A 14,044-nucleotide genomic window follows, 5' to 3' on the forward strand; every position below is an offset into this window, starting at 1 on the left:
GCGCGTCCCAATAAGTGTTGAGCGGTTTTTGCCCAATATTGAAAAAAGTGATGCGCGACATTTGAAAGAAAAACTATGTTTGACCATATGGCCTTTCGTGAGCCGACCGCCGATGACGCCCAGATGATCCTCGACTGGCGTACAGCGGATCATGTCGCCCCCTATATGCTGACCACGGTCGACTATGACCTCGATAAGCAGCGGGCCTGGATCGAGCGCAGCAACGCCCGCGCCGACTACCATCACCGGCTGATCCTGATCCATGGCCGGCCGGTCGGTTATACGTCGATCACGATTGTCGATATGGACAACCGCATCGGCGAAATCGGAATCTATATGGGTGAGCGCGACGTGCCGGGCGACCTGACCATGTATAATTTTGTGCCGACCCTGAACCATGCCTTTTACGCGCTGCGGCTCACCAAGCTGGTCAACCATATTGCCGACTGGAATCCGCGCGTCATCAAGGTCCAGAAATATAACGGCTACCGTCAGATTGGCGTCGAGCCGGGTAAGGTTGTTAAGGACGGCATTGCCCGCGACCTTTATGTGTTTGAACAAACCGCACAAGAATGGGCGCAGTTTCGGCGCAAATATCCGGATAATCGTGACTGGGACGGGGTTGCGCGGCCTGATCCAGCGGGAACCGATTGAGATTTAACGGCGCAGGCCTATATAGGTATCACATAGGAGAGCAAATATGGCCCGTTCATCGTTAGGCTTTGATCTGACCCCGCCGACAGAGGCGCAGTATAAGTCGCTGGCGGCCAAACTCGATCCCGAAGCCGTGCGCATCCTGCTCAATCACGGCACGGAACCGCCGTTTTGCGGCAAGTTTGATGAATATGAGGAGGAGGGCATCTACGCTTGCGCTCTGTGTCACCTGCCGTTGTTCCGGTCGCGTGCCAAGTTCCACTCCGGTTCGGGCTGGCCGAGCTTTTATGAAGGCATTGATGAGGATCATATCCGCAATATTCAGGATCGCTCCCACGGTATGGTGCGCACAGAAATCCGTTGCGGGCGCTGCGATGCCCATCTGGGCCATGTGTTTGATGATGGTCCGCGTCCGACCGGCCTGCGCTATTGCATGAATTCGGTCGCTATGAATTTTGTACCGGACGGCGAAGCCTTGCCCGATATGCTGGAGCGCGATGATCCGTCGCAGGTGTGAATATAATCTGCATACGGATTAAAATATTCCGTTCAGATTCGTGTGAAATTGATCCGTATTCTGATTTATTCTTGTTGCTAAGTCTCTAAAAGAGCGCATGATTTCATAACAGTCTTGGGAGGACTGTGCCGAATTTTCGGCTTTCACCCGATAAAACAAAAAACGGGAGTGAAATCATGTTTAAGTTAAATGCAGTTCTTGTAGTTGCGGCCTTTGGTGTGCTTGCGACCTCACCAGCTTTTGCCGAATGTGACATCGTGCAGGGGCAGCAGGTGGGTAAGGCCATCACCCGCGCCACACAAAAAGACTTGTCGGGTGTGATAACGCCAGCTCGTAAGCCGGTCATCGACATCCTGCGCTGTGAAGGCGGCGGCAGCCGGTTTGAGGCGACCTTTCGTTATTCGCAGATAAACAGCGATGGTCAGACGGTCTGGATCGAAGGCACCGCCAAGGGACAGCACGATGCGGTCACAGATATGGAATACCGCAAATCCAGTCCTCAGCTTCAGTCCAAGCTGGAACCCCGCAAAGACCGGTTCTGAATAAAAAAGCGGCCCCGTTTCCGGAGCCGCTTTTCTTATGTCTGGGGTTTGGGGTTGTGACCTCAAAACCTTGACCCTAAAGCTTAGGCTGAGGTGTAGGCCGTCTTAACGATGGTGTAGAATTCCTTGGCATAGGCGCCTTGCTCGCGCGGGCCGTAGGAGGAGCCTTTACGGCCACCGAACGGGACGTGGTAATCAACACCGGCGGTCGGCAGGTTGACCATGACCATACCGGCTTCCGAGCGGCGCTTGAAGGTTTCAGCCGACTTGAGCGAGGTGGTGCAGATACCCGCCGACAGACCAAATTCGGTGTCGTTGGCGACCTTGATGGCTTCTTCGAGGTCCTTGACGCGGATGATCGAGGCGACCGGGCCGAACACTTCTTCTTTGTTGATCGACATGGCCGGGGTGGTTTTGTCAATCAGGGTCGGGGCGTAGTAGTAGCCCGGCGTACCAAAGGTCAGGTCTTCGCCACCCGACAGGATTTCAGCGCCTTCGGCCTTGGCCTTGGCAACCGCGTCCTGAGCGATCTTGAGTTGTTCCTGAGAGGCGATCGGGCCCATCTGAACGCCGTCAGCGCGGCTGTCGCCAACCTTGATCGCCTTGGCGGCTTCGGCCAGCTTGGCAACAAAGGTGTCGGCAATGCCTTCGGTGACGATGATGCGCGACGAGGCCGTGCAGCGGTGTCCGGACGAGAAGAAGGCCGAGTTGAGCACGGAATTGACCGCGACATTGAGGTCAGCATCATCAAGCACGATGACCGGGTTTTTACCACCCATTTCGGCCTGAATACGCTTGCCCTTAGCCACAGCTTGATCACGCACGCGGGTGCCGGTCGGGACTGAGCCGGTGAAGGAGATAGCGTCACAGCCGTCGATCAGCAGTGGGCCCGCGACCGAACCGCGCGCGAACACGACGTTCAGCACGCCCTTGGGCAGGCCGGCGCGGGTCAGGATGTCGGCCAGAGCCCAGGCGCAGGCCGGGGTCAACTCAGCAGGCTTACACACAACCGTGTTGCCGAACGCGATGGCTGGAGCCATTTTCCAGGCCGGAATAGCGATCGGGAAGTTCCACGGGCAAATCAGGCCAATAACGCCGACCGGCTCACGGGTGATCTCGACCTTGACGCCGGGACGGACGGAATCGAGCACTTCACCGTGGGCGCGCAGGGCTTCACCGGCAAAATACTTAAAGATGTGACCGGCGCGGGTGACTTCGCCGATACCTTCCGGCAGGGTCTTGCCTTCTTCACGCGACAAAAGCGCACCGAGTTCAGCCTTGCGGGCCAGGATTTCGGTGCCGGCATTGTCGAGCACGTCAAAACGCTGCTGCGGCGTTGAAAACTGCCAGGTCTTGAAAGCTTCGCGGGCCGCGTCGATGGCCGCCTTAACTTCCGCTTCACCGGCGGTCGAATAGGTGCCGATGATGTCGTTGGTATCGGACGGGTTGATGTCGTTAAAGGTGTTGCCCGTTACGACCCATTCGCCGTTAATCAGGTTGCCATATGTGGTCAAAGTCCGCTCTCCCGGAGTGTATGAAAATCTTTTAAGCCGCACACGAAATGTTAGCGCTAACTTAGGGGCTCTGTGGTCGCGCAAAAGCCGCTGTACGTCAACCGTCTCTCGCAAAAAAGTGAAAAGTCTGGCTAATGTCGGCAGCTACGCAGCCGTGACCTCTATATAGAGAAAAGTCCGACAAATTAAAGGGCTGATTTCAGAAAATCGTATACGAAATTGTCACGTAAATCCCATTTTTTGGATTGAAATGTTGGGTAATGCCTTTTGAGATGCGCCGAACTGATAACCTGATACACCACGGTTGCTGAAATCTCAGGCTTTTTAAAAAGGCGTCCTATGGCTATTCCGTTTATCGACCTCGGCACCCAACGCGCGCGTATCGGCGCAAAGATCGAAGCCGGTGTGCTCAAGGTCATTGGTCATGGTGCCTATATTATGGGGCCGGAGGTCAAAGCCTTTGAAGCCAATCTGGCGGCCTTTGCAGGGTCGAAACATGCTCTGTCCTGCGCCAATGGCACGGATGCGATTGAACTGATCCTTTTGGGGCTTGGGATTGGTGCGGGCGACGCCGTGTTCGTTCCGGCCTTTACCTTTGTGGCGACGGCTGAGGTCGTGCCGATGACGCGTGCCGAGCCGGTGTTTGTCGATATCGACGCCCGCACCTATAATATTGACCCGGTCAAGTTAGAGGCCGCAATCGAAGCGGTGATTACCGAGGGCCGACTTAAGCCTGCCGCCATTATCGCGGTCGATTTGTTCGGGCAGCCTGCGGATTATCCGGCGCTCAAACTCATTGCTGATAAGTTCGGCCTGCCGCTAATCTCTGACGCGGCCCAAGGCTTCGGCGGCACGATTGACGGCAAGCAGCCGCTTGAGTGGGCGGTGGCAACCGCGACCAGCTTTTATCCGGCTAAGCCGCTCGGCTGCTACGGCGATGGCGGGGCGGTGGTCACCAATGATGATGTTTTGGAGGATCGTCTGATTTCCTACCGCGTCCACGGTGGGGCGACGGCGGCGGATGCGGCGGCAGCTAAGTTTGAGCACGAAACCAAGTACCTTAATGTCCGTATCGGCATGAATTCACGCTTGGATACCATTCAGGCGGCGGTGCTAATTGAAAAGCTGGCTATTTTTGCCGAGGAAATCGAGCTGCGTCAGGCCGTGGCCAAGCGCTATAATGACGCGCTCGAAGGCTTTGTGACCAGTGTGCCCTATGTGAAGGACGGCTATGTTTCGACCTGGGCGCAATATACCATTGAGCATGAAAATCGCGATGGTTTGCAACTGCATTTGCGCGAAAAGGGCATCCCTACGGCAGTCTATTATCCGATCCCGCTGCACCAGCAGCCGGGCTATGCGGCCTTCGCTAGCGGCACGCGCGACCTTTCGGTGTCTGAGGCCAAGTCGAAGACCGTGATTTCCTTACCGTTTTCGCCTTACCTTACGGCAGAAACCCAAAGCGAAATCGTCGAGGCGATAAAATCCTTTAAGGGTTAAAATGCATCGCGGCACGCAACAAAATGACTCTGTGGCGGTAAAATTTGTCACCAAAGCCATTTTTGCAGGAAAAATTTTGACGCGGAATTGACAAGGCGTCAGTTTATATGCATGACGAAAACCGCGTCGCCTTCGCGTGTGCAACCGCGCGTGAATTTTAGGGCGAAGCGCTAATTCTTTCAGGCTTGATACGGGGATATATCGGGAATGACGGCTACACCCGCCACGGATGCGATGGTTGCTGCGGCAAACCCTGAACCGGTTTTAGCATTGCTGGCCCATCAGGCACAGCTCGCGCTCGACCCGGCGGCGACCGTATGGGTGCTGATCTCGACTGCCCTCGTGCTACTTATGACCCTGCCGGGTCTGGCGCTATTTTACGGCGGCATGGTGCGTAAGAAAAACCTGCTCGCAACCTTGGCCCAATCGGTTGCGGCGACCATTCTGGTGTCGGTTTTGTGGATCGTGATCGGCTATAGCCTGTCGTTCGGCGTTGGCCTGAATGAGGGCTGGAACAAGGTTTTAGGCGGTTTTCAGGTCGCTCTGCTTTATGGGGTCGGCATGGATACGGCCTATAAGGCGCTGCCCGGACTGCCGGAATATCTGTGGGTGGTGTTCCAGATGACCTTTGCGATCATCACGCCCGCCCTGATTGCCGGGGCTTTTGCTGAGCGGATGAAGTTTTCGGCGTTTTTGCTGTTTGTCGGTCTGTGGCACCTGCTGGTCTATGCGCCCGTCTGTCACTGGGTATGGGGCGGCGGTTTCCTAGGCGCTATGGGTGTGCTTGATTTCGCCGGTGGTGCGGTGGTCCACGTCAATTCCGGGGTCGCGGGTCTGGTTTGCGCCTATGTTTTAGGTCAGCGCCGCGGTTACGGGCGTGATAACATGGCCCCGCATAATCTGGCCTTTACGATGATCGGCGCGTCCTTGCTGCTGGTCGGCTGGATCGGATTTAATGGCGGTTCAGCCCTGGCGGCAGATTCACTGGCGGCAGTGGCGACGCTTAACACGATACTGGCGGCCATGACGGGTGCGATCGGTTGGATCATCCCGGAGTGGATTGAGCGCAAGCAGCCGACCCTTTTGGGCATGATCACGGGCTTGGTGGTCGGTCTGGTGGCCATCACACCGGCAGCGGGGTTTGTCGATCCGCGCGGGGCGCTGCTGATTGGTCTGATTGCAGGCCCGATCTGTTTTGTGGCCTCAACCGCGATCAAGAAGGCCATGAAATATGACGACAGCCTTGATGCCTTTGGGGTGCATGGTGTCGGGGGTCTAGTGGGTGCGCTGCTGACCGGGATTTTCGCCACGACGTCGGTGAACGCTCTGGCCGACGGCGCCAATATTGGCAAGCAGGCACTGGGTCTGGTGGCTGTGATTATCTGGTCTGGTGTGGTGACGTTCCTTATTCTGATGATTTGCAAATACACCACCGGGCTTCGAGTGACGGAAGAACAGGAAATTGAGGGTCTCGACAGCACGCAGCACGGAGAGACCCAGCACGGATAGAAACAAGCCCCATTTTCCAAAAGGCTTGGGCGTTTATCCTCCCCCTCGCGTTTTGGCTCCGCTTTCGGCAGTCAGGCCGGGCAGAGACCAGAACCGAGGGGGTTCGCATGTTTGGGCTATGGTTCTTGAAAAAGATATTCGTTCGCATTCGGATGAAGTCTTTGATGGGAACAAAAGGCAAACTGGTATCCATTGATACTAAGTGGCCGGATGCTGATAAAAATCTCACCCACGGGTGAAATCTTTATCTAACTTGGTTTTTGTGCTTTTTATTTGTCAGCAATTGCGCTTTCACCCAAACGCTTTTGCTGAACGTATCAGGCACAGTGAGACAATGGTTTTTGGGGTCGGAGGTGTAAGCGCGTCCGACAGGTTTTGGAGGTTTAACAATGACGGGCGAAACGAACCGCTTTGTTGTCGAAGTCCGGCGCACGCCGCAGAAGCATGATGCGAAAACCCGCATTAATAACTTCTCGGAAATTTACGCCGATTTCAAACCGGCCCAGGCCACGACCCAGTCTTCGCGCTGCGCCCAGTGCGGCGTGCCGTTCTGTCAGTCGGGTTGTCCTTTGCAGAACAACATTCCTGACTGGCTGCGCATGACCGCCGAAGGCCGCTACGAAGAAGCCTATCTGCTGTCGTCGGCGACCTCGACCCTGCCGGAAATCTGCGGCCGTATCTGCCCGCAGGATCGTCTGTGCGAAGGCTCGTGCGTGTTGGAGCAATCGGGCTGGGAAAACGTCACCATTGGTTCGGTTGAGCGTTTTCTGGGCGATATGGCGTTTGAAAACGGCTGGATTGAGCCGATTGTCCCGGTGCAGGAGCGTGGCCAGAACATCGGTATCATCGGGGCGGGCCCTGCCGGGATTGCGGCGGCGGATCGTCTGCGCACGCTCGGATACAAAGTCACCATCTATGATCGCTATGACCGCGCCGGTGGCCTGCTGACCTACGGCATCCCATCGTTCAAGCTTGAGAAAGAAGTCGTGCTGCGCCGTACCGACCGTCTGGCGCAATCGGGCGTCGAATATGTCATGAACTGCGACATCGGTAACGACGGTGTCGTTTGAGGAACTGCGCGAAAAGCACGACGCGATCCTGATTGCTACTGGGGTTTACAAGACCCGCCGCCTGAGCGTGCCCGGTTGTGGCTCGCAGGGTGTGGTGATTGCACTCGACTACCTGACCGCGTCAAACCGCGTAGGTTTTGGCGATAGTGTACCGGACTATGTGTCGGGCCGCCTGAACGCCGAAGGCAAGAACGTCATCGTCATCGGTGGCGGCGATACGGCTATGGACTGCGTGCGCACCGCCACCCGTCAGGGGGCAAAGTCCGTCACCTGCGTTTACCGTCGTGACCGCGCCAACATGCCGGGGTCTGACCGCGAAGTTTACAATGCCGAAGAAGAAGGCGTGAAGTTCGAATGGCTGTCGGCGCCAATGGCGGTGCTGGGCGATGCCGAGACCGTCACAGGCCTTAAGGTGCAGCGTATGCGCCTGACCACGCCGGACGCGCAAGGCCGTCAGGGCATCGAAGACATTGCCGGTGCCGAAAACGATCTGCCTGCCGATCTGATCATTGAGGCTCTGGGCTTTGAGCCGGAAAACATTCCGGTCATGTTCAATGAGCCGGGCCTTGAAGTCACCAAATGGGGCACGATCAAGACTCTGGCCGGTGAATTCCAGACTCTTGTGCCCGGCGTATTCGCGGCCGGTGATATTGTGCGCGGTGCATCTTTGGTGGTGTGGGCTGTCCGTGAAGGTCAGGACGCCGCCGCCGATATCCACCACTACCTGCAAACCCAATTGGCGCTTTCTCTGTCGGAGGCGGCCCAATGAGCATGAAGCAAAATATGTCTTACGAATTTGATCTCGAACGCTACCTTGAGCAACGCCAGCGCCTGATCGACGGCCACGCCTATGATCCGGCCTCGGAAATCGATTCCTGTGGTGTCGGTGTCGTCTGCTCAATCGATGGCAAGCCGCGCCGTGACGTGGTTGAACTGGCCGTCAAGGCCCTCAAAGCCCTGTTTCACCGCGGGGCCGTCGATGCTGACGGTAAGTCCGGCGACGGTGCGGGGATTATGCTCAGTGTCCCGCAGGCCTTCTTTCAGGAGCAGGTCCGTAACATCGGCCATAACCCGCGCTCCGGCCCGGTTCTGGTCGGCCAGGTTTTCCTGCCGCGTTCCGACCTTGGGGCTCAGGAAGCGGCGCGTACCATAGTCGAGTCTGAAATCCTGCGCTCAGGGTTTTATCTCTATGGCTGGCGTCAGGCCCCGGTCGATGTCGCCCAGCTTGGCACCCGCGCCGCCTCGACCCGCCCGGAGATCGAGCAGATCATGATGGCGGCCCCAGAGGGCTTAGAGGGTGAAGCGCTGGAGCGCGCCATGTTCTTGTGCCGCCGCCGGATCGAAAAGCGTGTCGATGAAGCGAACCTTGATTGCTATCTGTGTTCGTTCTCATCCAAGACCCTGATCTATAAGGGCATGTTCCGCGCCGAACTGGTCGATGATTTCTATCTCGACCTGAAAGACCCGCGTTTTGAATCGTCGGTGGCCATCTTCCACCAGCGTTTCTCGACCAACACCTTCCCCGAATGGAAGCTGGCCCAACCGTTCCGGATGCTGGCCCACAACGGCGAAATCAACACCCTGCGCGGCAATGTCAACTGGATGAAGTCGCACGAAATCCGCATGGCGGCTTCGACCTTTGGCGATGAAGCCTCCGACGTGAAGCCGGTCATCCAACCGCGTGGCTCAGATTCGGCAGCGCTGGATAACGTGTTTGAGGTTCTGGTGCGCGCGGGCCGTTCGGCCCCGATGACCAAGGTTCTGCTGATACCGGAAGCCTGGTCGAAGCAGGAAGTGACCATGTCGGCGTCGCACCGGGCGCTCTATGCCTATGCCAACGCGGTCATGGAACCGTGGGATGGCCCGGCTGCCGTCTGCGCCACCGATGGCCGCTGGGTTGTCGCCGGCAAAGACCGCAACGGCCTGCGCCCCTTACGCGTGACGGAAACCAAGGACGGGCTGCTCATCATCGGCTCCGAAGCCGGTATGACGGGTGTGTCCGAAGAGCGCGTGTCGCGCCGTTCGGGCATCAACCCCGGCCGGATGATTGCGGTCGATCTGGAAGAAGGTAAGCTCTATTCCGAGACCGAAATCCTTGATGCCCTGGCAGCCAAGCACGACTATACTGACTGGCTGGAAAACATGGTCGATGTCGATAAGATCATCGAGCCCGGCCCTGAGCCGCGCGCCTATCACGGCGAAGAACTGGATCGCCGTCAGATCGCCGCGGGATTTACGGTCGAAGACCTCGATACCGTGCTTGACGCCATGGTCAAGGACGGCAAGGAAGCCATCGGCTCGATGGGCGACGACACGCCTCTGGCGGTGCTGTCGAACGAGTGGCGGCCTTTGTCGCACTATTTCCGTCAGAACTTCGCGCAGGTTACCAACCCGCCGATCGACCCGCTGCGCGAAGAAGCGGGCATGTCGCTCAAGACGCGCTTTAAGAACCTCGGCAACATATTGGCCGAAGACGAAGCCCAGACCAATGTGCTGGTCATGGACTCGCCGTTCATGACGACGGGCATGTATGACCGCCTGCTGGAAACCTCAAACGTCGGTCAGGTTGCTCAGCTTGACTGCTCGTTCCCGTTACCGGACGTGGCGGCAAAGCCCGGTGCGGCCCTGCGGGCGGCGCTGGATCGTCTGCGTGATGAAGCGGTTGAGGCGGTGAAGGCCGGTGCCGCCATGATCGTGCTGTCGGATAAGGCCTCTGGCCCCGCCCGCATGGGCGTGCCGATGATTCTGGCCGCCGCCGGGGTTCATGCCCGTCTGGTGCAGGAAGGCTTGCGTTCGTTTGTGTCGATCATCGTCCGGTCGGCTGAGGCCATGGATTCCCATGCCTTTGCCGTACTGGTCGGGGTGGGTGCGACGGCGGTCAACCCGTACCTTTCTCTGGAACTGATGCAGACGCGTCTTGAGGCGGGCCGTTACGGTCAGATCACCTCCTACAAAGCCTTCATGAACTACAAAAAGTCCATCGAGGCCGGTCTGATGAAGATTCTGGCCAAGAAGGGCATTTCGATCATCTCGTCCTATCGCGGCGGCTATGAGTTCGAGGCGCTGGGCCTGTCGCGGGCGCTGGTGGCCGAATTCTTCCCCGGCGTGACCTCGCGTATCTCAGGCATCGGTCTGGCCGGTATCGAGACCAAGCTTTCGGAACTGCACCAAAAAGCGTGGGCGTCCAAGCGCGCCCTCGTGCCGATTGGTGGTTTCTATAAGCTGCGGGCGGCGGGTGAGACCCACTATTATCAGCCCAAGCTGATCCACCTCTTGCAGGACGCGACGACGCGCGGCGACTATAAGACCTTCAAGACCTACTCCAATCTGGTCGGGAAGATGTCGAAGGATACGCCGACCGCACCGCGTGACCTGCTCGACTGGGCGCCGAAAGCCGCACCCGTGGCCATCGATGAAGTTGAATCGGTCAACGAAATCCGCAAGCGCTTTGTGACGCCCGGCATGTCGCTGGGGGCGCTGTCGCCCGAAGCCCATGAGACGCTCAACATCGCCATGAACCGCATCGGCGCGCGCTCGGTCTCCGGTGAAGGCGGTGAGGACCCTGAACGCTATGTCCGTCGTCCGAACGGCGATAACCCGAACTCGGCCATCAAGCAGATCGCGTCGGGTCGTTTCGGCGTGACCGCGGAATATCTGAACCAGTGCCGCGAAGTCGAAATCAAGGTCGCGCAAGGGGCAAAGCCCGGTGAGGGCGGTCAGCTTCCGGGCTTTAAGGTCACGGAATTCATCGCCCGTATGCGTCACTCGACGCCGGGGGTTGGCCTGATCTCGCCACCGCCGCACCACGATATCTATTCGATCGAAGACCTGGCGCAGTTGATCTACGACATCAAGCAGATCAACCCCGACTGCCGCGTGACGGTCAAGCTGGTGTCGCAATCGGGTATCGGCGCGGTTGCTGCTGGTGTGGCGAAGGCCAAGGCCGATGCCATTCTGGTGTCCGGTCAGGTTGGCGGCACAGGGGCTTCGCCCCTGACCTCGATCAAGTTCGCCGGCCTGCCGTTTGAAATCGGCCTCAGCGAAGCCCATCAGGTGCTGACGCTCAACAACCTGCGCGGACAGATCCGTCTGCGCTCAGACGGCGGGATGCGTACCGGCCGCGATATCGTCATCGCCGCCATGCTGGGCGCCGAAGAGTTCGGCATCGGTACGGCATCGTTGGTGGCTATCGGCTGCCTGATGGTGCGTCAGTGTCAGTCCAACACCTGCCCGGTCGGTGTCTGTGTGCAGGACGAACGCCTGCGCGCCAAGTTCACCGGCACGCCGGAAAAGGTTATCAACCTGTTCACCTTCATTGCCGAAGAAGTGCGCGAAATTCTGGCCTCGCTCGGTCTTCGTTCGCTGGATGAGGCCGTGGGTCGCACCGATCTGCTGCGTCAAATCTCACGCGGCGGCGCGCACCTCGATGACCTCGATCTCAACCCGCTACTGGTGCGAGTCGAGCGTGACCCGAATGCGCTGATCACCCTGCCGCATGAAATCAATGCGGTCGCTGATACGCTGGATGCTCAGATCGTCAAGGACGCTGCGCCACTGCTGGAGCGCGGTGAGAAAATGTCCCTGACCTATGACGTGCGCAACACCATGCGCGCGGTCGGCACCCGCACGTCGTCAGCGCTGGTTCGCCGGTTCAAGGACACGCTGGCCGATGGTCACCTGACCCTGCAACTGCGTGGCTCGGCAGGTCAGTCGCTGGGGGCCTTCGCGGTCAAGGGGCTGTTTATCGATCTGGTCGGGGAATCCAACGACTATGTGGGTAAGGGCCTGTCGGGGGCGACCATCTCGATCCGTCCGCGTCACTGGCAGGAAAAGCAGGCTTTGGCCGGCAACACCATCCTTTATGGGGCAACGTCGGGTAAGCTGTTTATCGCCGGAACCGTCGGTGAGCGCTTTGCGGTGCGTAACTCAGGCGCGACTACGGTTGTCGAAGGGGCGGGCGCGCACGGCTGTGAATATATGACCGGCGGTAAGGTCGTCATCCTCGGTTCGGTCGGTGCCAACTTCGGCGCGGGCATGACCGGCGGTGTCGCCTATGTCTGGGACCCGGACAAGTCGTTTGCCAACTATATCAACCCGGAAGGCATTACTTTGCGGTCAGTGCCGGATGAGGCGGAAGCGGAGTTGAAGGGACTGATAGAGGAGCATTTCAAAATGACCCTCTCGCCCCGCGCTGAGGCTCTGCTCGATGATTGGGACAACAGCCTCAAGGCCTTTGTTCAGGTTATGCCGAATGAGATACTGGCACTTCAGGCCCGCCTCGAAGCCAAAATCGCATAACCCTACCTGCGAGGGGCTGCAAAATGTCATCTTGCTGCGCGCCGATGCTCACGTACCCATGTACGCTGCGCTTCGGTGCTCACAAGCTAACACTTTTCGCCGCCTCACAGCGGGTTATTGGTTCAGGTATTTAGAAAGTAAAAAAGCGGTTCGTTAACAGCGAGCCGCTTTTGTTTTATGGTGGAGGTAATCAGAGCAGAGGAGGCCGCCATGAACGTCGATATCCAAACTGAGCATCACTGGCTGGAGAGGATGACCGGGGACTGGGAGATCATCCCTGATATGTCTCTGGCCGAAGCGGAACGCATAACCGAGTGGATCGAGCGCGGGCGGATGCTGCACAGGGTATGGCTGGTGGTCGAAGGCCACGGGCAGATGCCCGGCGGCGGTGAGGCGACAACCCTGATGACGCTAGGTTTTGATCGCGCCAAGGGCCGGTTTGTCGGCTCATGGGCAGGGTCGATGATGGATCATTTGTGGGTCTATGACGGCCACTGGAATGAGGCCCACAAATCCCTGTCGCTCGATTGCGAAGGGCCTGACTGGGAAAATCCCGGCCAGACCCTGAAATATCGTGATATTTACACGCTTAATGATGACAATACCCGTACCCTGACGGCTATGGTTCAGACGGCAGACGGTGAGTGGAAGCGGCTGATGCAGAACCACTACAGACGAGTGGGTTAGATACCGTCGCCGCCGAAGATCGGCTTATGGATACCGCATTCGGTCTTGTCACTCCCGGCCCAGCGGCCAGCGCGCGCGTCCTCACCGACCTCGACCGGCTTGGTGCAGGTAAAGCAGCCAATCGACGGATAGCCCTGTTCGACCAAAGGGTGCGGGGGCAGGGCGTTGGCTTCGATATAGTCAGCGATATCGTCCGCCGTCCAGTTAGCCAGCGGATTTACCTTGAAATTGCGGCCATCCCACTCAACGATCGGCATATTGGCGCGGGTCGCTGCTTGGTGGCGCTTACGGCCGGTAATCCAGGCGGTGTAGTCGTCGGTGATCTTATTCAGCGGCCGAACTTTGCGCAGGGCGCAGCAGGCATCGGGGGCCAGTTTCCACAAATTACCTTTTGGGTCGAAATCCTGTTCCTCAGTCTTATCGGCTTTGAGGTTGATCAGGTTGGTAAGCCCCAGAATCTTGGCCAGTTGATCGCGGTATTGCAGGGTCTGAAAAAAGTGCCGGTCAGTATCCAAAAAAATTACCGGCAGGTCTTTGTTGATCTGCGACACCAGATGCAGCATGACTGCGGAATCCGCGCCAAACGATGACGACAGGGCGATGGAGCCGATAAACTCATGCTCTATCGCATCGCGCAGGATGTCGGCGGCGGCCCAATTTTCATAACGGGCCGACAGTTCCGCCGCGCGGATAGCCTCAGGTGAGGCGACCTGTTCGGCAATATTGTTGATGATCATAGTCATGATCAAAACG

9 protein-coding genes and 1 pseudogene are annotated in these 14,044 nt (G+C 58.0%); 8 read left to right on the forward strand and 2 right to left on the reverse strand.

Annotation, left to right across the window (positions count from 1 at the left end; all coding sequences use genetic code 11):
- Window positions 1-75: 75 nt before the first annotated feature.
- From OVA03_RS12345 to OVA03_RS12355, 3 genes are all read left to right on the forward strand, one after another.
- Window positions 76-654, forward strand: a complete 579-nt coding sequence (locus OVA03_RS12345; protein WP_267525027.1) for a GNAT family N-acetyltransferase — start codon at window positions 76-78, stop codon at window positions 652-654.
- 46 nt (window positions 655-700) lie between these two features.
- Window positions 701-1,171 carry a peptide-methionine (R)-S-oxide reductase MsrB gene (gene msrB, locus OVA03_RS12350; RefSeq protein WP_267525029.1) on the forward strand — a complete coding sequence of 157 codons (471 nt, stop codon included), beginning with the start codon at window positions 701-703 and terminating at the stop codon, window positions 1,169-1,171.
- A 176-nt stretch (window positions 1,172-1,347) separates the two neighbouring features.
- Entirely contained in the window at window positions 1,348-1,713 is a 366-nt protein-coding gene (locus tag OVA03_RS12355; protein WP_267525031.1) for a hypothetical protein, read from the forward strand.
- 83 nt (window positions 1,714-1,796) lie between these two features.
- Here the strand turns inward: OVA03_RS12355 and OVA03_RS12360 are convergent, their stop codons facing one another.
- Entirely contained in the window at window positions 1,797-3,227 is a 1,431-nt protein-coding gene (locus tag OVA03_RS12360; RefSeq protein ID WP_189484718.1) for an aldehyde dehydrogenase family protein, read from the reverse strand.
- 339 nt (window positions 3,228-3,566) lie between these two features.
- On the opposite strand from OVA03_RS12360, the gene OVA03_RS12365 reads away from it, so the two are divergent.
- The 5 genes and pseudogenes from OVA03_RS12365 to OVA03_RS12385 all read left to right on the forward strand — a co-directional run bounded on the left by OVA03_RS12365 (window position 3,567) and on the right by OVA03_RS12385 (window position 13,291).
- Entirely contained in the window at window positions 3,567-4,727 is a 1,161-nt protein-coding gene (locus tag OVA03_RS12365) for a DegT/DnrJ/EryC1/StrS family aminotransferase (RefSeq protein ID WP_267525035.1), read from the forward strand.
- Window positions 4,728-4,934: 207 nt separating this feature from the next.
- Window positions 4,935-6,236, forward strand: a complete 1,302-nt coding sequence (locus OVA03_RS12370; RefSeq protein ID WP_267525038.1) for an ammonium transporter — start codon at window positions 4,935-4,937, stop codon at window positions 6,234-6,236.
- Between the two features lie 389 nt (window positions 6,237-6,625).
- Window positions 6,626-8,075 (forward strand): annotated as a pseudogene (locus tag OVA03_RS12375) (NAD(P)-dependent oxidoreductase).
- Window positions 8,076-8,089: 14 nt separating this feature from the next.
- Window positions 8,090-12,604, forward strand: a complete 4,515-nt coding sequence (gene gltB / locus OVA03_RS12380; RefSeq protein ID WP_267525040.1) for a glutamate synthase large subunit — start codon at window positions 8,090-8,092, stop codon at window positions 12,602-12,604.
- Window positions 12,605-12,814: 210 nt separating this feature from the next.
- Window positions 12,815-13,291, forward strand: coding sequence for a DUF1579 domain-containing protein (locus OVA03_RS12385; protein ID WP_267525043.1), 477 nt, complete (start codon window positions 12,815-12,817; stop codon window positions 13,289-13,291).
- Here OVA03_RS12385 and OVA03_RS12390 read toward each other — a convergent pair.
- Window positions 13,288-14,034 (reverse strand): phosphoadenylyl-sulfate reductase, encoded by a 747-nt coding sequence (locus OVA03_RS12390; RefSeq protein WP_267525045.1) that lies wholly within the window; start codon window positions 14,032-14,034, stop codon window positions 13,288-13,290. The two genes, OVA03_RS12385 and OVA03_RS12390, sit on opposite strands and share 4 nt — an antisense overlap.
- Between the last annotated feature and the right edge of the window lie 10 nt (window positions 14,035-14,044).

Origin of the sequence: Asticcacaulis sp. SL142 (assembly GCF_026625745.1) — a bacterium.
GTDB lineage: Bacteria > Pseudomonadota > Alphaproteobacteria > Caulobacterales > Caulobacteraceae > Asticcacaulis.